Genomic DNA, 21,971 nt, shown 5'->3' with positions numbered 1-21,971 from the left:
ATTACACCTTCCTTGACGGCAAATCTTTCCGGTGCCATCTGACCGTAACCAGCTGACTCGCACATGTCGTCTGTCGAGAATGTGGCGCTCCCCTCGTCTCGGAGAACGTCACGTGGCATCCGGGCCCGGTGGCAAGCCCGGTCCGGGCGAATCCGCTGGGCGCCTTGACGATCATAGTTTTAGTGGAATAGACTAAAACAACGATCAAGGCGAGAGGGAGTGGTTCGGATGGGGTACGGCAATTGGGACGACACCGCCTACCGGGCGGGGAAGACGTTTCGGGCGCGGCAGGGGGTGGATGACTTCGGCTATACGGCCGAGATGCGAGCGAAGCCGTATGACACGTGGTGCGCGCACCCGTTGCTCGATCCGTTCGGAGTCGGCAAGCGCGAGTGCCGGGACTCGGCCGAGCACGGGAACTCGCTGCCGGTGGCCGTGCTGTTCGATGTGACCGGGTCGATGGGGCGGGTGCCGCGCATCATGCAGGACAAGCTCGGGAAACTGCACGGACTGCTGAAGAACAAGGGGTACGCGCAGGACCCGCAGGTCCTGTTCGGCGCGATCGGCGACGCCGACACCGACCGGGTGCCGTTGCAGGTCGGGCAGTTCGAATCGGACAATCGGATGGACGAACAGCTGCGGGCGATCCTGCTCGAAGGCGGTGGTGGCGGACAGAAATCCGAAAGCTATGAACTGGCTGCCTATTTCATGGCAGAACACATCGCGACCGATGCCTGGGACAAGCGGGGCAAGAAGGGGTACCTGTTCCTGATCGGCGACGAGTTGAACAAGCCTCGCCTGGCCGCCCGGCACATCCGCGCGGTGATCGGCGACCACGTGCGCCGCGATGTGTCCGTGGAGTCGATCTATCGCGAACTCGAGCAGCGCTGGCACGTGTACTACATTCTGCCGAATCAGTCGTCGTACTACCGGGATCCGGAGATCGCCGAGCACTGGCGGGCGTTGCTCGGGCAGAATTTCCTGAAACTCGACGACCCCGGCGCGGTCTGCGAATTGATCGCGCTGACCATCGGATTGGGCGAGGACCGGGTCGATCTCGATACCGGGCTGGCCGATCTGCGCGACGTCGGGTCGGGTGCGGAGGCCGACGCGGTCGGCCGGGCGCTCGGCTCGAAGACCACTCCGACGATGCGCGCGTTGCCGCCGGGGCGATGAGTTCGATGTTCGGTGAACGTCACCTCGTCGTCGTCGATCTCGGCTTCGGCGACGCCGGTAAGGGCGCGACGGTCGACTGGTTGTGCTCACCCGAGGCGGATCTGGGAGTGGCGGCCGTCGTGCGGTTCAACGGCGGTGCGCAGGCCGCGCACAACGTCGTGGCCGACGGTCGTCACCACACCTTCGCGCAGTTCGGATCGGGGACCCTCTCCGGGGTGCCGACCGTGTTGTCACGGCACATGCTGGTCGAGCCGATCGCGCTCGCCGCCGAATCCGAGCAGTTGGCCGCGCTCGGTGTCCGCGACCCGCTCGGACTGCTCGCCGTCGACGGTCTCGCCCTGCTGACCACGCCGATCCACATCGCCGCGAACCGTGCGCGCGAAGACGCGAGGGGTGCCTCGCGACACGGTTCCTGCGGTCGTGGCATCGGCGAAACAGCTTGGTACGCACTGGAACACGACGCACCGACGGTTGCCGACTGCCGGACGCCTGCCGTGCTGCGCGCGAAGCTGGATCGGCTTGCCGCGCACTACGACAGCCTCGTCGGGCCCAGCGCGCACGGATACGAATCGATCGACACCTTGGTGGCGATGTACCGCGATTTCGCGCGAGCCGTTCGCATCACCGGTACGGGTGAACTCGCACGGTCCGCGCGCCAGGGGCGATTGGTGTTCGAAGGTGCGCAGGGTGTGCTGCTCGACGAGTGGCGGGGCCTGCACCCGCACACCACCTGGTCGACGGTCGAGCCGCGCAACGCGCGCGCCATGGTTCGCGAAATCGGCGGAACCGCCGCGGTGCTCGGCGTCACCCGCACCTATATGACCCGGCACGGCGCGGGCCCGCTGCCGACCGAGGCGCCGCTCGGATTTCCCGAACCGCACAACGGCACCGGGCACTACCAGGGCGCGTTCCGCCAGGGACACCTCGATCCGATCCTGTTGCGCTACGCCGTCGAGGTGTGCGGCGGGATCGACGGGTTGGTCGTCAACCACCTCGACGTGCCCGGAACCGTCTGTGCGGCACAGGCATACGACACGCCCGCGGGCAGAACGACCGAACTCGTCCCCGGACGATGGCGTGATCTCGATCACCAGCAGCGGCTCACCGACCGACTCCTCCACACGACCCCGATTCTCGCGCCGATCGACCACGACCCGGCAGCGTGGCTGGCCGAGCGGTTGCGGGTGCCGGTGGTGCTGACCGGTCGCGGACCGGATCGGCGCGACCGCGTTGTCGCGGCTGTCCCCGTCGGCCGGAGGGGGCGGCCCGATGACGTCGGCGGTCAGGGAAGAATCGAGGCATGCGTACCGTGAACCGCGGTATCGGCGCACTGTGCCCGGAGCTGGGCAGCTCGAGACAGGATGGGGTGACGTGGAGCAATCCGTTGTGTCGATCGATGTGGTGACCTTGCGGTGCTGGGACGCCGACAGCGGCGTTCGTCTCGGCATCGCCCCCCGCGAGTTCGAGCCGTTCACCGGCCGACTCGCGCTACCCGGGGTGCTGCTCGGCCGGGGTGAACGTCTCGTCGACGCCGCGCGACGCGCCGTGCACACCAAACTCGGTGTGCCCACCGAGGCGATCGGCGCGGTCGGTCAGCTCGTCACTTTCGACGAACCCCATCGCGATCCGCGCGGCCCGACACTGGCCATCGCGATGTGGGCGGTGGTCGCCGAACACGAGGGCCCGGCCGAATGGGTGGGCTTCGACGAGGTCCCGCCGCTGGCGTTCGACCACAACCGCATCGTCGAGACCAGCCGCGGCCTGCTGGCCGGACTCCTCTGGAAGGACGCGACGCTCACCCGAGCATTGGCGGGCACCGAGTTTCCGGCTACCCGTGCGGTCGATCTCAGCACCTCCCTGCACGGCGCTCGCCCCGACCCGGCCAACCTCAACCGCACCCTCGCCGCGATTCCCGGACTCGGTCGCACCGGTGAACGTCGCCGGGTGAAGGCCACCGGCAGACCCGCCGTGGTGTGGGCGTTCGACGTCGACGAGAACTGAAACGGCTCACCGCACAGCGGTGGTTTCCAGGTCGTAGAGGGCGTAGGTGCGGCGCAGCACCGGGTACGAAACATTGTGGACGACAACGTTTCCAGGGGTCCGCCCGTATTCGGTGCCCGCGTGGGCGTGCCCGTGCAGAGCGAGAGTGGCGGGTGCGGCGTCGATGGCCTCGCCCAGAGCCTGGCAGCCGAGACCGGGGTAGATCGCGGGTGGTTCGCCCGTGAGGGTTTCGGTGGTGGGGGAGAAGTGGGTGAGCGCTATCCGGGTGGGGGTGTCGAGGGTGGTGAGGGCCTGGTGGAGGCGGTGGGCGTCGACGGGACCTCGGCGCATGAGCGCGCGGTGCTCGTCGGAGCCGGAGTCCGGGTCGCCGGGATGTGTCGGGAAGCCGCCGGATCCGCCCATCACCCCGGCGATGCCGATGGGGTGTCCGCGGACGGCATGGATCGTCGAATCGCCGTCCAGGACTTCGACTCCGGCGTCGGTGAGCATGTCGGTGAGCAGCTCCGCGAGACCGGCGTCGTGGTCGTGATTACCGAGGACCGCGATGACGGGAACGGGCAGGTCCGTGAGTTCGGCGCAGAGGAGTTCGGCCTCGGCCGCGGTGCCGCCGTCGGTGAGATCGCCTGCCAGCAGCAGCATTTCGGCGTGTGCGCCGAGTCGCAGGAAGTCGGATCGGAACTTGCCCGCGACCGCCGGGCGCATATGCAGGTCTGCGGTGGCGGCGATACGGACCGGCGTTGTGTTCCCCACCTGCCAAGAGGGCCACACACCGTCGCTGATGTCAACGGAATTCGCGGCTCGACGCTGTGGTTCGCGGGTTGTTCAGCGAAGCGTCCGAGGGGTGCGAAGGCGATGAAACGTCGATGAACACCGTCGCGTCCCTCTCGCTACCGCGGCACGGATCCCTCATCGTGATGGCATGCGCGAGATGTCGGCTCCGGCGAAAGTGCTGTTCGCGCTGGTGACCGCATTGGTGACGATTCCGCTGGTCGGGTCGACGGCGGGGTCGGTGGCGGCGTTCGACGACAGGGGGGCCACGGTCGACGCGGCCGCCGCGTTCGGGGCACCTCGACGCGGGGTCGGCGAGGTGGTGAACAAGGTCGTCGTCATCGGGATCGACGGGTTGATGTTCGACAAGGCCGACTCGGCGCAGGCGCCGCGGTTACGCCGTCTCGCCGCGCAGGGGCTGCTCTCGCGGGCGACATCGCGGGGCACATCACGATCTCCGGGCCGTCGTGGGCGAGTGCGCTGACGGGGGTGTGGGACACCGAGCACGGGATCACCGACAACGAATTCGACGCGAGTCCGTTCCTGGCACATCCGAGTGTGTTCACCCGGATCGAACGGGCCGACCCCGCCCGGCACACCGTGTCCATCGGCACCTGGCACCAGATCGCGACGATCGCCGCCACCGGCGACCGGCGCGCCGACGTCGCAATCACCACCGTGCCGGTCGCCGACGATCCCGACGAATCGGCTACCGATGCCGCGACTGCGACCGAAGTGGTGTCGGCGATCGAGCGTCGTGGCCCCGATCTGGTCTTCACCCACCTCGACCAGATCGACCTGGCAGGCCACCAGCACGGCGGTGCGTCCCGGGCCTATCTTGCCGCGATTCGCCGGGTGGACGCGCTGGTCGGCGAGATCGTCGCGGCGGTCGACCGGCGCGCGCGAGCCTTCCCCCGCGAACAGTGGACCGTCCTGGTCACCACCGACCACGGCCACCTCCCGACCGGTGGCCACGGCGGCCAGACCCCCGCCGAAACCGCCAACTTCGTCATCGCCCGCGGCCCCGACTTCACCCCCGGCACCGTCACCAGCGCCCACACGCTGGTGGACCTCACCCCCACCGTCCTCGACCTCCTCGCCGCCCCGCCCGGTCGTCTCGACGGACACACTCTCCGAGACCGCGCGACCCCGGGTGACGAGCGCTGACGGGTTCGCCGCTCCCACGTTCTCCTCCGCAGGCGATATCCCGCGACTCGGGGCCGGAACAAAACCGCTGATCACGCTGGGACTCGGGTAACTCGTCGGCGACGTTCGAAACCTGTCGAATACCTATCCGCAGGCCCGGAAACTCACTACGCTGCCCGGGAACGACCGGCGGAAACCGCGAAGAGGCGGATTAGCCGCAGGCCTGTGACCCCGGTGACTCGAACACCAGGTCGGTGCGGGGACTAAAGTTGAGGACCCGGGCGGTTTGCAGCACTCGGCCGACAGGTCCGAATGCAGCGTGAGAGGTGGTGGCATGACTCGACAACTCGGCGAGGCGAAGGTCGGGCAGGAATCCACCGGCGCCACGCCAAGCGAAGGCGCCCCGGCGAAGACCCCCGAAACCGCCAAGCAATCCCCGACAGCCTCGGTGCCCAGTTCGGCCTCCCGGCGCGTCCGTGCGCGACTGGCTCGGCGGATGACGGGTCAACGTGGGATCGCGGCGGTGAAGCCGGTGCTGGAACCGCTGGCCACCGTCCACCGCGAGCTGTACCCCAAGGCCAACCTCAGCCTGCTCCAGCGCGCCTTCGACGTCGCCGACGAGCGTCACGCCAAACAGTTCCGCAAGTCCGGTGACCCCTACATCACGCACCCGCTCGCGGTCGCCAACATCCTCGCCGAGCTCGGCATGGACACGACCACCCTGGTCGCGGCCCTGCTGCACGACACCGTCGAGGACACCGGCTACTCCCTCGAGCAGCTCAAGGAGGAGTTCGGCCAGGAAGTCGCCCACCTCGTCGACGGCGTCACCAAACTCGACAAGGTCAACCTGGGCGCGGCCGCCGAAGCCGAGACCATCCGCAAGATGATCATCGCCATGGCGCGTGACCCGCGCGTGCTGGTGATCAAGGTCGCCGACCGGTTGCACAACATGCGCACCATGCGTTTCCTGCCGCCGGAGAAGCAGGCCAAGAAGGCCAAGGAAACCCTGGAGGTGATCGCGCCGCTGGCGCATCGCCTCGGCATGGCCACCGTCAAATGGGAGCTCGAGGACCTCGCCTTCGCGATCCTGCATCCCAAGAAGTACGACGAGATCGTGCGCCTGGTCGCCGACCGCGCGCCCTCGCGCGACACCTACCTGGCGAAGGTGCGCGCCGAGATCACCAACACCCTGGCCGCCTCGCGGATCAACGCGATCGTCGAGGGCAGGCCCAAGCACTACTGGTCGATCTATCAGAAGATGATCGTCAAGGGCAAAGACTTCGACGACATCCATGACCTGGTCGGCATGCGCATCCTGTGCGAGGAAGTGCGTGACTGCTATGCCGCGGTCGGTGTCGTGCACTCGCTGTGGCAGCCCATGGCGGGCCGGTTCAAGGACTACATCGCGCAGCCGCGCTACGGGGTCTACCAGTCGCTGCACACCACCGTGGTCGGCCCCGACGGCAAGCCGCTGGAAGTGCAGATCCGCACCCACGACATGCACCGGACCGCCGAGTTCGGCATCGCCGCGCACTGGCGGTACAAGGAGACCAAGGGCAAGCACTCCGGTGACGCCGCCGAGGTCGACGACATGGCGTGGATGCGTCAGCTGCTCGACTGGCAGCGTGAGGCCGCCGATCCCGCGGAGTTCCTGGAATCGCTGCGCTTCGACCTGAAATCGCCGGAGATCTTCGTGTTCACGCCCAAGGGCGACGTGATCACGCTGCCGCAGAAGTCGACCCCGGTCGACTTCGCCTACGCCGTGCACACCGAGGTCGGGCACAAGTGCATCGGCGCGCGGGTGAACGGGCGCCTCGTGGCGCTGGAACGGCAGTTGGAGAACGGCGAAGTCGTCGAGGTGTTCACCTCCAAGGCGCAGAACGCCGGACCCAGCCGTGACTGGCAGAAGTTCGTGGTCTCCCCGCGGGCGAAAGCCAAGATTCGCCAATGGTTTGCCAAGGAGCGGCGCGAGGAAGCGCTCGAGAGCGGCAAGGAGCAGATCTCCAAGGAGGTCCGCCGCGTCGGACTGCCGCTGCAGCGGTTGATGAGCGTCGAGGCGATGACCGCGGTCGCGCACGAGCTGCACTACAGCGACATCTCCACGCTCTACACCGCGGTCGGCGAGCACCAGGTGTCGGCGCACCACGTGGTGCAGCGACTCATGGCCCAGCTCGGCGGCATCGGCGATGTCGAGAACGAGTTGGCCGAGCGGTCCACGCCGTCGACCACGCCCAGTAGGCAGCGGGTCACCGGTGACGCCGGTGTGCTCATCCCCGGTGCGCCGGGAACGGTCGCCAAGCTGGCCAAGTGCTGCACGCCGGTGCCGGGCGACGAGATCATGGGCTTCGTCACCCGTGGTGGCTCGGTGAGTGTGCACCGCACCGACTGCACCAACGCCGATTCGCTGCAGGAACAGTCGGAGCGGATCATCGACGTCGAATGGGCGCCGTCGCCCTCGTCGGTGTTCCTGGTCGCCATCCAGATCGAGGCGCTCGATCGCACCCGATTGCTCTCGGACGTGACCAAGGTGCTGGCCGACGAGAAGGTCAACATCCTGTCCGCCTCGGTGGCCACCCACGGTGACCGCGTCGCGATCAGCAAGTTCACCTTCGAGATGGGCGACCCCAAGCACCTGGGCCATCTGCTCAATGTGGTGCGCAACGTCGAAGGTGTCTACGACGTGTACCGGGTGACCTCCGCCGCCTGACCTCCACCGCGGCCCGGGCACTCTCGCCTCGCGAGGGTGCCCGGGCCGCTGTCTGTCCGGGCGATCGCCGAAAAGTTGCCGACCGCAGCGGGTTTGCCGGGGGCAGTGAAAGGGCCGATTAGGGCAGCGGTTGGTATACCCGGAATCTGTTACGGTTTAGTGCGTTTCAACGCTCCACTGGTCAGCCGAAACGGACTGTGATGCGGATCGATATGGCTCGGTGCACGACACGACTCACGGGGACGCTGATAGCGTTCACCGTCGCTTCGCTGTCGGTTACGGCGGGGGTAGCCGGCGCGGAAGACGGTACACCCACCACGCCGTCTACGCAGGTATCTATCGCGGCGTGTCCGGCGCTGTACGCCTTGGGAATTCAGGGCACGGGCGAGTCCTCGCCCGACGCGGCGCCCAGCACCGATACCGGGATGCTGTCGACGGTGTTCCGTCCGATGATGGCCGGCGCGGCCGACGCCGGACTCGTCGATCGCGCGTATGTGCCCTACGAGGCGGGTTTCGGCGGCGCGGTCCAGGGCGGGGCGGTGCCGTACACGGAATCGGTCGCGGGTGGGTTGGAGCGGCTCCGGTCGATGGCGACCCAGGTGATCCAGCGCTGCCCGAATTCGCGGATCGCGGTCGTCGGGTACTCCCAAGGCGCCCATGTCGCCTCGCTGTTCGCCCAGGAGGTCGGCGCGGGCACCGGTGCGGTATCCGCCGACAAGGTCGCCGCGGTCGCGCTGTTCGCCGACCCGACCCGCGGCGAGAACGCGCCGCTGTTCCCCGGCGCACCCGACCGGTCCTCGCCGCTCGCCGCACCCGGAACCTCCGGCGATGCGCTGACCGCGATCGGTGAGGTGCGCCAAGGTATCGCGTCCGGCGGCGGACTCGCTCCGCGGAGCGAGCAGACCGACGACTTCGGCAAACTCACCGGTCGCGTCGCAAGCTTTTGTGCCACAGGCGATCTCGCGTGCGATGCCCCGCAGGGCGCGCCGATCGTGCGGGCCGTCACCAACCTCATGAGCCAGACGAAACTCTCCGGCGGCGACCCGATCGGCTCGTTGACCTCGATCGCGCAGGCGCTGGCGTTCACCTCCATCAAAACCGCCACCGCGGTGGTCGAGGAGGACATCTCCGGCACGACCCTGGGCGATGTGTCGATCTCGCCGAAGAAGTCGATCTCGCAGCGACTGTCCGATGCCTCCGACCCGAACAGCAAGCTCGATATCAACGCCGCGTACCGGGCCTTGCTGAAGGTGGGCATGATCGGTCTCAACGCCGTCGCCACCGTGGTGAAGTCGGTGATCAGCCCCGCGAGCATCAGCGAATTGGCCACGGCCACACTGTCGAATCCGCTGGCCGGGCTGACGCTGCTCGGGACGAAACTGGTCGGCGCGGTCCCGCAACTCGTCCCGCCGACCACCGGGGTACGGCTGGTCAACGAGGCGTTCACCGCGGTCAAGCAGAACGTCACCGACAACGCCGAGCTCCTCGACGTCACCACCTGGGTGCGCTACTGGAACACGCTGCAACGCCATGACGCGTACTCGCGCATGGGCGTCGGCGCGAACGGCGCGACGCCCACGCAGTACGTGGGCGAGTGGTTCGCCGCGCTGGCCCGCGACGCGGCAAGCGCTTCCGGGAAGGGAACGGTACCGGTCGGCGGGTCCGACTCGCGTGGTATGGGAATATTCGAGAGCCCGAACGGCGCGTCTCCGACACCCAAACCCTCCGGTGGGGGACAATTTCCGTTCGGGACAGGAGCCGATGGCGCCTCATCCGGCGGCGCGACGACTCCGCCTGCCGCGACACCCGTAACCACCGCACCCACCACCCGTCCGTTCTCTGTGAACTGATCACCGAGAGGTCTTCGATGCGAACTGTGCCCGGCGCCGTGGAAAGGGGGGAATGTTGAAGTCGTACAACGAATTGTCGCGCTGGTACTCGGCGCTGGAGCCCGAGTCCGAGTCCGATACCGGTGCCCCCGCGCGCCCGGACACCACCGAACCGGCGGGCGACGACGACAGCATCGACCGATATTCGACGAGTCCCGACTCCACCCCGACGCCGGAACACCCGCCGACAGGGGAGCGTCGGTCGGAACAGTTCAGCCTCGACCTCGACGATCAGTCGAACGCCACCGGTGACTCGAGCAGCCGGGCCGCGGGAGCTCCGTCGAAAGTTGTCGACGACCAACACGGTTCGAACACCGAGTCCGAGCCGAAACTGGGCAATCTGGACGGCCGGAACGTCGAGCCGCTGTCGAACGCCGGCGCCGAACGGGACGGCGGGAACGTCGAGCCGCGGCTGAATGTCGACGACGACCGGGACCGCCGACACATTCAGCCCCTGTCGCGCGCGAAGGTCGACCCGCTCGATCGAGCCAGCGAGTTCGATGACGCGACAACTGAATCCGCCGACTTCGCCCCGACCGACTACGGAAAGCGGCCACACCCGGTCGAACCCGACCCGGTACCACCGCCCCCGGCGCAACTGGCAGGCCGCCGCAGCGACTTCACCGGCGGCTGGTCGGACTGGGTCGCCGACCCGGCGCCCGGCCCCGACGACGACTACGACGCCGAACTCGTCCAGTTCCCCTGGCCCGAGGCCGCCGCCGACGAATACGACGACGCCCGTGTGCTCGAACCCTCCGGCGCGCTGCGCGCGAGCCGGAAACGGCAGCGCGCCTGGGTGGTTCTCGTGGTCTCGGTGCTCGTGCTCGTCCTCGCCGCGACCGGCGTGTTCTTCCTGCTCTTCGGACGCGGCGAGGGCGACACGGCCGGGCACGCCGCCCCGCCGCTGCATTTCACCGCGGGTAACCTGACCGCCGACCTCGCGGGCTCGTGCCCGACCGAACGCACCGACATCGTGGTGCGCAGCGCGGAGGCCGGCGGCACCGGCTCGGGCCCCGATGCCGTGCTCGCCTTCCAATACGCCTACTACGTGACCCGATCGGGGGAGCAGGCCAGAGCGGTGGCCACCCCCGACGCCGACGTCTCGCCGGCCGCCGTGATCCAGCGCGGTATCGACACCATCCCGGTGGGGACCACCCACTGCGTGCGGATCACCACTGTCGCGGCCGACCGGTACACGGTGGAGGTCACCGAGTTCCGGCCCGCGGGCGCACCGGCCACCTACACCAAGCAATCGGTGCGCACAGCGCTGGTCGGCGATCGCACGCTCATCACGGGCATCGCGGCAGGGTAAGGAGAGGCGATGACAGACGACTGGAGCCGATGGCTCGACGAGGCCCCCGAGGGGGACCCGTCCGATGACCTGGCGCGTGATCCGGCTCCGGTGGTGCGGTTGCGGCGTCGCAACGGTGAGCGCCGCGACGGTACCCGCAGGCCGATCCTGGTGGTCGGTGGCTGCGGCGGTGCGGGCACGACAACGACGGTGCTCGGCCTGGCCGCGGAACTGGTCACCGCGGGTGCCACGACGGTGGCGGTCGACGCGACCGCCGCGGGCAGCGATATCGCCTTGCGCGGCGCCGACAAACACCTGCACCCGGTGAATCTGCAGTCCTGGGTCTACGGCCGCGGCGACGACGAACCGGCGCCCTTGGAGGACTGCCTCTCCCGTTCCACCTCCGGTTTCGGACTGCTGTGGCGCGATGCGACCCCACTGCGCCGGCGCGCGACATTTCTCACTGTCGCGCGGGCACTGGACACCGGCGGGTACACGGCGGTGTACGACGGCGGCAACCCGATTGCCGGACGGCAACTGCGCCCGCTGCTCGACGATGCCGATATCGCACTGGTCCTTGCCATCCCGGCCCGCGTCGACGCCGCCAACCGGCTGCGAGTGACCCTGGAATGGCTCGACGACCACTACGGTGACGACGGCGCCGGTGTGGTGGCCGACACCACCATCGTTGTCTCGCATCAGTACTCGCACGACGACTCGCGCGTAGCGGAGCATTTGCGCGAGCATCTGTCCGGCTGGGTGCGCGAGGTCGTCGAGATCCCCTACGATCCGCATCTCGCGCGCGGGGAACTCGTCCGCCACGCCGAGCTCGCCGAGGCGACGCGTTCGGCGTATGCGAGCTTGCTCGCGGGGGTGGCATCATGACGGCAGCCATGAATCTTCGTCGTCGTCGTGAACCGGACGCCCCCGCCGGTGTAGTCGCGCCGCCAGAATCGCTGCGCGCCAAGATCTGGGAGCGACCGGTGCCCGGGGTCGGCCGGGCGCCGCTGGTGTGGTTGCTCGGGGTGCACGGAGGCGCCGGTGCGACCACCCTGGCGCACGTGCTCGCGCCCGCCGCCGACGCGCGCGGGCGCTGGCCCGGCGTGTTCGACCGGGAGTCCCCCTATGTCGTGCTGGTCGCCAGGGAAACCATCTCCGGACTCACCCGCGCGCACGATCTGCTGCGCCAGCACCACGCCGGGCTCGCGGGCCCCGCACTGGTTCTCGGCCTGATCACCGTCGCCGCGCGCCCCGGTCGGATGGCGCCGGAGATCCGGCGCTACCGGGAGGTGGTCGGCTCACTGGCCGGGCACGTCTGGCAGGTGCCGTGGTTCGAGGAATGGACTCTGGTGGAGTCCGACGCGCTTCCGGTGTGGTCGCCGGGCGACGCGGCGGCGGTCAAGAAACGCCGCCCCGACCCGCTCGACGACGTGCCGGTAGAAATCGGTGACCTCGGTACCGATGTGGTCGCCGCGATCCGCACCAGTCTCGGCCCGCCCACGTCGGGCGAGGGTCGATCATGAACGCCGGGCGGTTCGCCGGTCGGTGGTGTACAAACGTGTGTCGTCGTCGAAGTGTTTGTGGCACAACACCTTTACAGTGGGAGAAAGGCACCCGATGAGCATGCTCCTCCTCGCCGTGCAGGACACGTACGGCACCGTGCTGGCCCAAGTCGGTAATCCGACTCCGGAAGCTCCGCCCGGCTCGGAGAAGATTCTGCAGCTGGTGCGCTACCTCACCTGGTTCGTCCTGCTGTCGGGCATCTGCGGCATCACCTACGCGGGCGGCAAGTTCGCGTGGGAGCGCTGGACCGGTGGTGGTCTCGAATCGCCGAAGATGGTGGCGGGCGCGATGATCGGTGGCGTCGTCGCGACCAGCGCCGGCACGATCATGAGTGCGGTCATCGGTTAGTGATCACCGTGCTCGCCTACAAACAGATCCCGGCCGACGTGTTGGCGCCGATGATGCAGTTGCTCAACTGGCTGCTCTGGTTCGTCCTGCTGTCGTGCCTGGCCTGGATGATCCTGTCGGCGGGTCGATTGTGGATCGCGTTCCGCAGCGACCTCGCCGTGAACGACGCCTCACACGGCGTCCTGATGAGTCTGATCGGTGCTTCGGTGGCCAGTACCGCGTCCGCGATCGCGCTGGCCTTCCTGCCGGCATGAATTCCACAGTGACACGACCGGTTGCGGTCGGTATCGCATTGCTCGCGGCAGCCGTCGGCTGTGGTGGCGGTGGTGATACCGGCCTCGACCTGACGGCCGCACCGACCGGGCTCGGCTGGCAGGACTACCAGGGCATCCCCCTGCCACACACCGACCAGGGCCCGAAAACGGTGGACCAGGGCGCCGCGACCGGGTTCGAGCATTCCCCACGCGGGGCAGGGCTGGCGGCGCTGACCCACACCATCCGGTTGTCGGTGGCGCCGGACAGTCAGTGGGCCCAGGTGGTGAACGCCGAACTGGTCCCGGGACCGGCCCGTGACGAGTGGGCGATCAACCGAGTACAGCTGTCGATCACCGGACCCGCCACGGCGGAGTACGCGCCGAAATTGTTGGGTTACAAAATTACCGAATATCGTGACGAGCGAACGACAGTCGACGTCTTTACCGAATACTCCGACCGGTCACGGGCGGTGAACCACACCACGGTCAGCTGGTACGGCGGAGACTGGCGACTGCAGTTACCCGATCCGCGCTCGGTCGACCGACCGGTCGACCCGATCGACGAATTACCGCAAGACATCGTGACATTGGAGGCACCACAGTGAGCGAGAGGGAGCCGGGCACGCGCGACCGCGCGTCCTTCGGCATGATCGCCTCCGGTGCCCTGCTCGCCCTGATCATGGTCGTCGGCGCCGTCGTGTACTTCAGTCGCGACGGCGACAGCGCCGTGGACAACGCACCGCCGCCCGCCCAGGCCGAGGGCGGAACGGGTTTCGCCGAACCCGATGTCGACCTGCTCGGCAGGCGGGTGGACATCCCGAACAACCCGGCGGGTCAGCCGCTGGCCCAGGAACCGGGTACGCAACGTACCGCCACGGACCCGGATTGGCTGACAGGCGCGCCGAGGGGCACCACGAAACCGCACGGCTGGCAGCGCGTCTTCGGCGCGTCGGTGCCGTTCTCCACCTCCGACGGGCCGTCGCGGATCGAAGACGGACTCGCCGTCGGCTACGCGCGCACCCCGCAGGGCGCCGCGCTGGCCGCCGCGCAGATCACCTACCGGCTCAACGCCCGTCCGGGCGACCGGGACCTGTACGTGACGCAATTGCGGGTCAGCACAGCACAACTGGCGGCCTACGACTCCGCGCTGTCGGGTGACAAACTGCCTGCCCAGCAGCCGAAGAAGGTGACCCAGTACTTCGTGGCTTCCGACGCGTTCAAGATCGACGACTTCGCCGACGATCTGGCGATCGTGCGGCTCGCCTCGCGCGGCCCGGTGATCGACGGCAAGCAGTTATACGCCGCGATGCGGATGATCGTGGTGTGGGACGCCGGTGACTGGCGGCTCAAACCATCGACGACAGCAAATACCCAGACCGAGTACGTGGAATCGCTGGCGGGGTGGACGACATGGTGATCGAGGTACAGCACAGCCCGGATCGATTCCGCGCGGACCATCGAGGGGTGCCAACTATGCTGAGGCGGATCGTCACCATTTTCGCGGTGATCTTCACCGTGATGATCGCGACGCCGACGGTGGCCTACGGCCAGACCTACGGCTTCGACGAGGCGTGCAACGAACTGCACGACACCCTCGACAGTGTCGCGATCCCCGGAGTCTCGCTCGGCGATGCGGCATCGGCGGTGTGTAAGGCGGGCAATGCCGCCTCCCATCCCGGCGAGGCGGCCACCGCGGTCAAGGACAAGGCGTGGGATTCGACCTTCGGCAAGGTGGTCGACTCGCTGATGAAGGGCCTCGGTGAGGCGCTGATCCTGGCATTGACCTTCTGGATGAAGGTGCCCAACGAGGCGGTGAGCGACTCGGGGGCACTGTTCACCAAGATCAACGACTACACCTATCAGATCCAGATATTGCTGTTGATCGCCTCGGTGATCATCACCGGCGGCAGATTGGCCGAAGCCAGACGCGGGGCGGCCGTGAGCGAAGCCGCCGAATCGTTCCGCCTGTTCGCCAGAGTGGTGTTCAGTTCGTGGATGCTGGGCGCGGTGATCGTCGCGGGTACGCGGGCCTCGGACAAGTTCTCCGAGTGGATCATCGAAGACGCCACCGGCGGCAATGCCAAGAACATGGCCGAGTTGATGGTGAAAACCAGTAAATTGCAGGCTTTTTCGCCGGGTCTGGTGCTGATCATCGCCATCGTCGGACTGCTCGGCGCGCTCGCCCAGATCGTGCTCGCCATCGTGCGGCAGGGTCTGCTCGTGGTCGCCGCGGGTGTGCTGCCGCTGGCAGCCGCCGCGTCGGCGACCGGAACGGGCAAGCAGTCGTATCAGAAACTGGTCGGCTGGATCATCGCGTTCATGCTGTTCAAACCGGTGGCCGCGATCGTGTACATGATCGCGTTCACCACCGCGGGCCACGTCGACGAGACCACGGAGTCCGGCGGGTTGCCCAGCGGTGAGGACGCGCAGCGGATGCTGGTGGCCCTGGTGCTGCTGTGCAGCGTGGCGTTCGTGCTGCCCGCGCTGATGCGCCTGGTCGCACCCGCGGTGGCCACGGTCGGCACCGGCGGTTCGGGTCTGATGGTGGCCGGTGGTGCGGCGGTCGGTGCCATGGCGCTGGGTGCGATCGGTACCAAGGCCGTCGCCTCCCGCCCCGCGGCGGCACCCGGCTCGGCGGGTTACTTCGGCAGTGGCGGTGCGGGTCCGCGGCCCGGTGGGCCCGGCGGCGGCACGGGTGGCGGCCGTGGCGGCGCGCCACGCCCGACGCCACCACCGCGCGGCGGTGCGCCCGCACCCGCGACGACCAGTTCGGGCTCGGTGCCCGCGGGCGCGGCCCGCAATGTGGCGGCCGCGCGGACCGCGGCCAACACCACCGGGCGCGCGGACCAATCGATGGGCGACGTCGCCGGTGACCGCTGGTCGAATCGTTCACCCGACCTCGGCAGGAGCACGATTCCGCGATGACGACATCGGCGACCGACACCTACGAGCGCCGCTCGTACGGGCTGTGGCAGAAACCGCGCAGCGCGGGCCTTTTCGGCCTGCGCTGGGAAGAGACCGTGATCGGTTTCGTCGTGGTGATCACGGCACTGATCTGCGCGATGGTCGGTGGATTCAAATGGGGCTTCATCGTCGGCGGGCTCGGAGCGCTGGTCATGGTGCCCCTGGTGTGGCGGACGGGGGGCCGCTCGGGCTATGAGACGGGACTGATGATGTTCAACTGGAGGCGCTCGCGCAACAACGGCGAGCACGTGTATCGCGGCGGCCGGTTCTCCCGGATCCCCGGCGGTGTCACGAAATTGCCAGGGCTGCTCGCGCCGTCGAAGCTCTACGAAGGCATCGACGCCGGTGGCTATCACTTCGGGATGATCCATCTGCCTGCGTTCGCGCAGTACACGGTGGTGTTGCGGGCCTGGCCGCAGGGACACGAGGCCGTGGACCAACCGGTGATCGATCGCTGGGTCGCGGCCTGGGGCACCTTCCTCGCCTCGGTCGGCCAGACCAGCGACATCGTCGCGGTGGTGCCGGTGATCGACACGGTGCCCGAGACCGGAAACCGGTTGCTCAACGAGGTGTCCACGATCACCCGCCCCGAAGCGCCCGAGCTGGCCCAGCAGGTGATGTACGAGCTGGCCACCGAATTGCCGCAGGAGCGGGTGCAATTGCTGCCGCGAGTGGCGATCACGTTCAAGGCGACGACCGCCGAGCGGCGCAAGAATCCGGCCGAGGAAGCGGTGGAGATCGGGCGCAGGCTGCCCGGCATCTGCGCGGCGCTGGCCGAGGCGGGTGTGCGGGCGCAGCCGATGTCGGCCGAGGAGGTCATCTCCTTCATCCGCCGCAGCTACGACCCGGCCTCGCAGGCCGATCTCGAGGTGGCCGCGGCCGATCCCGGTGGGCACGGCCTCGGCTGGGACGACGCGGGCCCGGTGTCCTACGACGAGAAGTGGGATCACCTGATCCACGACGGTGGCCGCTCGGTGACCTGGGAGATGGACGCGGCGCCCGAGGGCGCGGTGGACGAGCGGGTGCTGCAGCGGCTGCTCGCGCCCAATCCCGAAGTGCCACGCAAACGCATCGCGATCGTCTACCGGCCGCACTCGGCCGCCGACGCAGCCGAGATCGTCGACGACGACTTCAAGAACGCGCTCGTCGCGCAGCAGAGCGAACGCGGTGTGGTCTCGGCGGCGGCGACGCTGCGGGTCGGCGCCACCCAGCAGGCGCGCGAGGAACAGGCACGCGGACACGGTGTCACCCGTTTCGGCGCGCTGGTCACCATCACCGAGCCGCTGCGCGGTGACCTGCCACGCATCGAGGCCATCACCCGTGACCTCTCCACACAGGCTCGGCTCAAGATCCGGCGCTGCTACCGGTACCAGTCCGCGGCGTTCGCGGCATCTCTCGGTTGCGGTGTGATCCTGCCCGAACACGCAACCATTCCGAAGGCATTGGCGGGGTGAGGCGATTATGGGACGCGACTACGAACCCCCGGTGCGCGATCGCGACGATGTCGCGTTGCGCCCGGTCCACCGGCCGCCGCGCATCCGCGGCGAACGCGAGCCACGGCCCGCGGGGAGTGCGCCGCGCGTGAGCGACGACGTGCTCGGCCTCGACGAGCGCACCGAACGCGAGCGCGAAAGCTCGGCGCGGGGAACACGCGTGCCCGAAGAACGTCCGTCGGGTGAGCGCAGGTCGCGTGAGGAACCGCGGGCCGACCGAGTCCGCCCGACCCGACCGCGCGGCGAGGAACCACGCAGGCCGAGGGAGGGCGAGGACGGTCGCGTGCGCTCCCGTGGTGACGAGATGCGCGGGCGCGGTGACGGACCGCGCGCTCCCGGCCGCGAAGGTACGGGGGAGCGGCGCGCTCGGCGCCCGCATCCCGATGCCGAGCGGGCCGCACGGGCGCGGGGCGAACGTGGGCTGCGCGACGAGGACCACGGCCCACGTCTGGAACACCAACGCCCCCAAGCTGATCCGCGTCGACGGCCGAAGCAGGCCGAACCCAAGCTGACGAAGAAGAAGCCGAGGCCCGCGAAGGCTGTGCGCGCGATCCGGCCCGACGAGGCCGCCGACCGCGCGATGGGCTCGGGTCGGTCCGCGAAGTCGACCAAGCCGGACCGGCGTTCGCAGTCGGGCCCTTCGCTGCTCGACGACGCCACACGCGCCCGCTACGAGATGATCGCCCGGGAGCAGTCGGGTCTGCGGGCGGCGTGGGCGACCTTCCGTATCCACACCGACGACTTGCGTCGCAACAACGCCAACGCCCGCAGCGAGGCCGTCGTCAAGGACGGATTCGACCGCACCACCGCCGAATTGACCGACCGCGGCTACTCCGGCGCGGGCGGCGGCAAGATGAACGTCGTGGGCCGTCCGGTGGAGTATCGGGCCACCACCGCCCAGGTCGCGGGCCTGTGGCCGTGGTCGGTCGGTGCCGGTGCGCCGCTGATCGGCACCCCGCTCGGCTCGCATCTGCACACCGGTGCCCCGGTCTGCTTCGATCCGATGAACTGGTTCATGCGCGGCAGCTTCATCACCGCGCCCAGCCTGTTCGTGCTCGGGCTCAACGGTTTCGGCAAGTCCTCGCTCGTGCGCCGGATCGTGCTCGGCGGCATCGCCCAGGGCATCACCCCGCTGATCCTGGCCGACGTGAAACCCGACTACCGCAAGATGGTCGAACTCGTCGGCGGTCAGGTGATCGACCTCGGCTACGGGCACGGCAAGCTGAATCCACTGGCGGCGGGCGTGCTCGGCTCGGTAGTGCCGCGCCTGGAAGACAAACCCGCGCTGCAACGTCAGGTGCTGCAGGATCTGCGGGCCAGGCAGGTGACACTGATCGCCGGCCTGGTGGAACTGGTCCGCGGCGCCCGCGTGGCCGACTTCGAGGAAACGCTGATCGCCACCGCGCTGCGCATCCTGTATCAGCCAGGGCGCTTCACCCCCGACAAGCCGCCGATCATGGAAAACCTGCTCGAGGTGATCGTCGGCGGCGGCGCCGAGATGATGCTCGACGCGGGCGCCGACAACAGCGACGAATACCAGAACGCGATCAAGGGGCTTCGCCGTTCGCTGCGCGCGCTCACCCAGGGCCCGTTCGGCGCGATCTTCAACGGCCAGACCAGCGTTCCCATCGACACCAGCGCCGTCGCGGTGTGCATCGACGTCTCGCACATCCCCAGCGGCGACAAGAAGCTCAAGGCCGCGGTCATGTTGGCCTGCTGGGCAGACGGTTTCGCCTCCGTCGAGGCCGCGCACGTGCTGGCCGACGCCGACCTCGGCCCACAGCGCTACTTCCAGGTGGTGATGGACGAGCTGTGGCAGGTGCTCGGTCTCGGCGACTTCATGGTCGACCGCGTCGACGAGCTGACCCGTCTGCAGCGCGGCCTGGCCACCGCCCTGATCATGATCAGCCACACCATCAAGGACCTGCAGGCGCTCGGCTCGGACGCCGCGATCGCCAAGGCCATCGGCTTCCTGGAACGCGCGCGCGCCAAGATCTTCGGCGCGTTGCCGGCCGAGGAGATCAGCAGGCTCGACTCCACGGTGCCGTTCACCTCGGCCGAGCAGGAGATGGTGACCAGTTGGTCGGCGCCGCAGGCCCTCACCGGTGAGGCGCTCAAGCCCGGCCAGCAGCGGCCCTCGCCGCCCGGTACCGGAAAGTTCTTGCTGAAGGTCGGCGAGGATCGTCGACCCGGTATCCCTTTCCACATGGAGTTCACGGTGTCGGAACGAGAAAGCGGAATCCACGACACGAATCAGCGCTTCAGCGAGTTCGGCGACAACCCACGTGGCACGCCGGACTACTCGAACGGGAGTGAGCAATGATGCCGCACCGGTCCTATCGCCGGGTCTCGCCGGAGGTCCGCAATGCCGCCGTCGCCCAGGTGGTCGCGCTGACCGACAAGCTGCGCAGCGAATCCGAGGCGTGCCGGATGGTCGCCGAACAGATCGGCGTGCACGCCAATTCGGTACGCAACTGGGTCCGCGCGACCCAGGACCCGAGCCTGGACCGGATGGACGCCACCGCGCTACGCCGCAAAGTGGCGCTGCTACAACAACAGCTGGCCGCCGCCGCGGAGATGAACCGCACGCTCGCCGACACGCTCAACGAGTCCCGGCGACGCACATGAACTCCGCCGCGGCGGACGTTGCCGAAGTCGGCGCCCGCCGCGGAACGCGGGGAGGCGGCCGGTGAACGTCCGCACGATCATGATGACGGCGCTCGGTTCGGTCATCGGGTTGGTGGCGCTGGTGCTGGTGATCGTGCTGCCGTCCTCGGATGAAACCTGCGAAACCGGCGATGTGCTGGTCGGATCGTCGGTGCCGACGCTGCCCCAACTCGGCGGCGACAATCGCGCGGGCGCGACCAGTGCTGCCGCGCCGACATCGAATCCGGCGGTCACCGGCACGCCGGTGTTGGCCGCGGGCGTCGGTCCGCTGCGCCGCACGTTGCCGCTCGAGATCGGAACCTTCACCGTCTCCGACGTGTTCGGTTCGCGCGGCGGCGACCACAAAGGCATCGATATGGCCGCCACCGACGGGACCACGATCTACTCGGTATCCGACGGCAGGGTCGTCGCCGCCGGTCCCGCTTCGGGTTTCGGCAACTGGATCGTCGTCGATTCCGTCGACACGAACGGGCGCGCCTACTCCGCGGTCTACGGCCACATGTGGGACGCGGGCGTCAAGGTGCGCACCGGCCAGACGGTGACCGCGGGCCAGCCGATCGGGATGGTCGGTTCGGCCGGCGAATCCAGCGGCCCGCACCTGCATTTCGAGATCGTGCCCGGCGGCCGGTTCACCGGTGGCCGGCAGATCGACCCGATGCCGTGGCTCGACGGCGCGCCCACCCCGGATGTCGGCGGCGCGCGGGCGTTCTCGAGCGATCCGAACTGTGTGCGCGGATTCGGCAGCGCCGGTGGGGCGCTGGCCGACGGGAAGGTGCCCGCCGAGCTCGAGATCTGGTATCGCCGCGCGGGGACCGTGTGCCCGGAGATCTCGTCGTCGCTGCTGGCCGCGCAGGCCAAGCAGGAGTCGGGATTCCGGCGCGGACTCACCTCGCCCGCGGGTGCCCAGGGCCTGGCCCAGTTCCTGCCGGGCACGGCGGCCGGTATCAATCCCGAGGACGGTCAGCCCTACGTCATCGATGCCGACGGCAACGGTTCGGCCAGCGTGTGGGACGACGGCGACGCGATCATCGGACAAGCCCGCTACATGTGCGCGATCGCCCACAAGATCGCCGGGTGGATGGCCGCCGGTCGCGTCTCGGGCGACCTGACGGCGCTCACCTTGGCCGGCTACAACGCCGGTGAGGGCGCGGTGCTGGCCTCCGGGGGCATGCCCAATCAGTATGCGGCGCACTATTCCGAGACCAGGCCCTACGTCACCAACATCTTGTCGATGGAGCCGCAGTATCGAGCGCCCGGTGCGCAAGGCCGATTCACCCCGGGGCAGGGGAGCGACGGCGAACAGATCGTCGAGGCCGCCCACGACTGGCTCGGCACCCCGTACGTGTGGGGCGGCGGCGGCGCGCAAGGGCCGAGCGGCGGCGGATTCGACGGGCCGGGACTGACGGCCGCGGCGGTGTTCGCCGCGTCCTCGGGCGAGGTCACGTTGCCGCGCACCGCGGAACAGCAGTGGGAGGCAGGCCGGGAGGTACCGATCGCGAAGGCGGCGGTCGGTGATCTGGTGTTCAGCGGGTTCGGACGGCAGGGACCGACCCAGGTGGGGATCTACGCGGGCAACGGCAGGCAGATCCAGGCGGTCCCGCCGACGAGCAATCGTGGTGGTGGGGGTGTCGCCGAGGTGGCGGTGCCCGGCGACGCACGGGCGAGGAGGGTGTTGTGAGGGCGCGACCAGCGATAACCTGGTGG

20 protein-coding genes are annotated in these 21,971 nt (G+C 68.7%); 19 read left to right on the top strand and 1 reads right to left on the bottom strand.

Translation table 11 applies throughout. From position 1 onward, the window contains the following. Nucleotides 1-228: 228 nt before the first annotated feature. The 3 genes from QX204_RS20495 to QX204_RS20485 are packed head-to-tail and all read left to right on the top strand — an operon-like array spanning nt 229 to nt 3,177. Entirely contained in the window at nt 229-1,176 is a 948-nt protein-coding gene (locus QX204_RS20495; RefSeq protein WP_301901548.1) for a hypothetical protein, read from the top strand. After that, entirely contained in the window at nt 1,173-2,489 is a 1,317-nt protein-coding gene (locus QX204_RS20490) for an adenylosuccinate synthetase (protein ID WP_301901547.1), read from the top strand. The genes QX204_RS20495 and QX204_RS20490 overlap by 4 nt, the downstream gene beginning before the upstream one ends. Nucleotides 2,490-2,547: 58 nt before the next feature. Beyond that, complete coding sequence (locus QX204_RS20485; RefSeq protein ID WP_301901546.1) at nt 2,548-3,177, top strand: NUDIX hydrolase; 630 nt, start codon at nt 2,548-2,550, stop codon at nt 3,175-3,177. 6 nt (nt 3,178-3,183) lie between these two features. Here QX204_RS20485 and QX204_RS20480 read toward each other — a convergent pair whose 3' ends face one another. Continuing rightward, a complete protein-coding gene (locus QX204_RS20480; protein ID WP_301901545.1) occupies nt 3,184-3,927 on the bottom strand; it encodes a metallophosphoesterase family protein in 744 nt (247 codons plus the stop codon). A gap of 169 nt (nt 3,928-4,096) precedes the next feature. Here QX204_RS20480 and QX204_RS20475 point away from each other — a divergent pair, with 169 nt between their 5' ends. The 16 genes from QX204_RS20475 (at nt 4,097) to QX204_RS20400 (ending at nt 21,945) form a co-directional block, all read left to right on the top strand. Further along, on the top strand, nt 4,097-4,429 hold the full coding sequence (locus tag QX204_RS20475) for a hypothetical protein (RefSeq protein WP_301901544.1): 333 nt from the start codon (nt 4,097-4,099) through the stop codon (nt 4,427-4,429). Between the two features lie 5 nt (nt 4,430-4,434). Beyond that, the gene (locus QX204_RS20470; RefSeq protein ID WP_301901543.1) at nt 4,435-5,112 is read left to right on the top strand and encodes an alkaline phosphatase family protein; all 678 of its coding nucleotides are present in this window, start codon (nt 4,435-4,437) and stop codon (nt 5,110-5,112) included. Between the two features lie 313 nt (nt 5,113-5,425). Continuing rightward, nucleotides 5,426-7,798, top strand: a complete 2,373-nt coding sequence (locus QX204_RS20465; protein ID WP_301901542.1) for a RelA/SpoT family protein — start codon at nt 5,426-5,428, stop codon at nt 7,796-7,798. A gap of 365 nt (nt 7,799-8,163) precedes the next feature. Then, nucleotides 8,164-9,648, top strand: a complete 1,485-nt coding sequence (locus QX204_RS20460; protein WP_301901541.1) for a cutinase family protein — start codon at nt 8,164-8,166, stop codon at nt 9,646-9,648. Nucleotides 9,649-9,700: 52 nt separating this feature from the next. Next, nucleotides 9,701-10,999 carry a DUF8176 domain-containing protein gene (locus tag QX204_RS20455; RefSeq protein ID WP_301901539.1) on the top strand — a complete coding sequence of 433 codons (1,299 nt, stop codon included), beginning with the start codon at nt 9,701-9,703 and terminating at the stop codon, nt 10,997-10,999. A 9-nt stretch (nt 11,000-11,008) separates the two neighbouring features. After that, nucleotides 11,009-11,863: a MinD/ParA family ATP-binding protein gene (locus QX204_RS20450; protein ID WP_301901537.1), complete on the top strand. Its 855-nt coding sequence runs from the start codon at nt 11,009-11,011 to the stop codon at nt 11,861-11,863. Then, nucleotides 11,860-12,501 carry a hypothetical protein gene (locus tag QX204_RS20445; RefSeq protein ID WP_301901536.1) on the top strand — a complete coding sequence of 214 codons (642 nt, stop codon included), beginning with the start codon at nt 11,860-11,862 and terminating at the stop codon, nt 12,499-12,501. Before QX204_RS20450 ends, QX204_RS20445 begins: the two co-directional genes overlap by 4 nt. 94 nt (nt 12,502-12,595) lie before the next feature. Beyond that, nucleotides 12,596-12,889: a hypothetical protein gene (locus tag QX204_RS20440; RefSeq protein ID WP_056815437.1), complete on the top strand. Its 294-nt coding sequence runs from the start codon at nt 12,596-12,598 to the stop codon at nt 12,887-12,889. After that, a complete protein-coding gene (locus QX204_RS20435) occupies nt 12,889-13,143 on the top strand; it encodes a hypothetical protein (RefSeq protein WP_056810720.1) in 255 nt (84 codons plus the stop codon). Before QX204_RS20440 ends, QX204_RS20435 begins: the two co-directional genes overlap by 1 nt. An 8-nt stretch (nt 13,144-13,151) precedes the next feature. Then, nucleotides 13,152-13,748 (top strand): DUF8175 domain-containg protein, encoded by a 597-nt coding sequence (locus tag QX204_RS20430; protein WP_301901535.1) that lies wholly within the window; start codon nt 13,152-13,154, stop codon nt 13,746-13,748. Then, on the top strand, nt 13,745-14,560 hold the full coding sequence (locus tag QX204_RS20425) for a DUF8175 domain-containg protein (protein ID WP_301901533.1): 816 nt from the start codon (nt 13,745-13,747) through the stop codon (nt 14,558-14,560). Before QX204_RS20430 ends, QX204_RS20425 begins: the two co-directional genes overlap by 4 nt. A gap of 56 nt (nt 14,561-14,616) precedes the next feature. Next, complete coding sequence (locus QX204_RS20420) at nt 14,617-16,068, top strand: hypothetical protein (protein WP_301901531.1); 1,452 nt, start codon at nt 14,617-14,619, stop codon at nt 16,066-16,068. Further along, nucleotides 16,065-17,561 (top strand): SCO6880 family protein, encoded by a 1,497-nt coding sequence (locus QX204_RS20415; RefSeq protein ID WP_301901530.1) that lies wholly within the window; start codon nt 16,065-16,067, stop codon nt 17,559-17,561. The genes QX204_RS20420 and QX204_RS20415 overlap by 4 nt, the downstream gene beginning before the upstream one ends. 7 nt (nt 17,562-17,568) lie before the next feature. Continuing rightward, nucleotides 17,569-19,923 (top strand): hypothetical protein, encoded by a 2,355-nt coding sequence (locus QX204_RS20410; protein ID WP_301901529.1) that lies wholly within the window; start codon nt 17,569-17,571, stop codon nt 19,921-19,923. Then, a complete protein-coding gene (locus tag QX204_RS20405) occupies nt 19,920-20,228 on the top strand; it encodes a transposase (RefSeq protein WP_056810706.1) in 309 nt (102 codons plus the stop codon). The genes QX204_RS20410 and QX204_RS20405 overlap by 4 nt, the downstream gene beginning before the upstream one ends. Nucleotides 20,229-20,289: 61 nt before the next feature. Further along, on the top strand, nt 20,290-21,945 hold the full coding sequence (locus tag QX204_RS20400) for a peptidoglycan DD-metalloendopeptidase family protein (protein ID WP_301901527.1): 1,656 nt from the start codon (nt 20,290-20,292) through the stop codon (nt 21,943-21,945). Nucleotides 21,946-21,971: the final 26 nt, after the last annotated feature.

The organism is Nocardia sp. PE-7 (assembly GCF_030486425.1).
Classification (GTDB): Bacteria; Actinomycetota; Actinomycetes; order Mycobacteriales; family Mycobacteriaceae; genus Nocardia; species Nocardia salmonicida_A.
This window is presented reverse-complemented; position numbering and strand designations above follow the sequence as displayed.

Excerpts from the sequence above, each read along its gene's own strand:
- QX204_RS20495 (WP_301901548.1), top strand. The coding sequence starts at position 229 with ATGGGGTACGGCAATTGGGACGACACCGCCTACCGGGCGGGGAAGACG.
- QX204_RS20490 (WP_301901547.1), top strand. The coding sequence starts at position 1,173 with ATGAGTTCGATGTTCGGTGAACGTCACCTCGTCGTCGTCGATCTCGGC.
- QX204_RS20475 (WP_301901544.1), top strand. The coding sequence starts at position 4,097 with ATGCGCGAGATGTCGGCTCCGGCGAAAGTGCTGTTCGCGCTGGTGACC.
- QX204_RS20465 (WP_301901542.1), top strand. The coding sequence starts at position 5,426 with ATGACTCGACAACTCGGCGAGGCGAAGGTCGGGCAGGAATCCACCGGC.
- QX204_RS20455 (WP_301901539.1), top strand. The coding sequence starts at position 9,701 with ATGTTGAAGTCGTACAACGAATTGTCGCGCTGGTACTCGGCGCTGGAG.
- QX204_RS20450 (WP_301901537.1), top strand. The coding sequence starts at position 11,009 with ATGACAGACGACTGGAGCCGATGGCTCGACGAGGCCCCCGAGGGGGAC.
- QX204_RS20445 (WP_301901536.1), top strand. The coding sequence starts at position 11,860 with ATGACGGCAGCCATGAATCTTCGTCGTCGTCGTGAACCGGACGCCCCC.
- QX204_RS20440 (WP_056815437.1), top strand. The coding sequence starts at position 12,596 with ATGAGCATGCTCCTCCTCGCCGTGCAGGACACGTACGGCACCGTGCTG.
- QX204_RS20420 (WP_301901531.1), top strand. The coding sequence starts at position 14,617 with ATGCTGAGGCGGATCGTCACCATTTTCGCGGTGATCTTCACCGTGATG.
- QX204_RS20415 (WP_301901530.1), top strand. The coding sequence starts at position 16,065 with ATGACGACATCGGCGACCGACACCTACGAGCGCCGCTCGTACGGGCTG.
- QX204_RS20410 (WP_301901529.1), top strand. The coding sequence starts at position 17,569 with ATGGGACGCGACTACGAACCCCCGGTGCGCGATCGCGACGATGTCGCG.
- QX204_RS20405 (WP_056810706.1), top strand. The coding sequence starts at position 19,920 with ATGATGCCGCACCGGTCCTATCGCCGGGTCTCGCCGGAGGTCCGCAAT.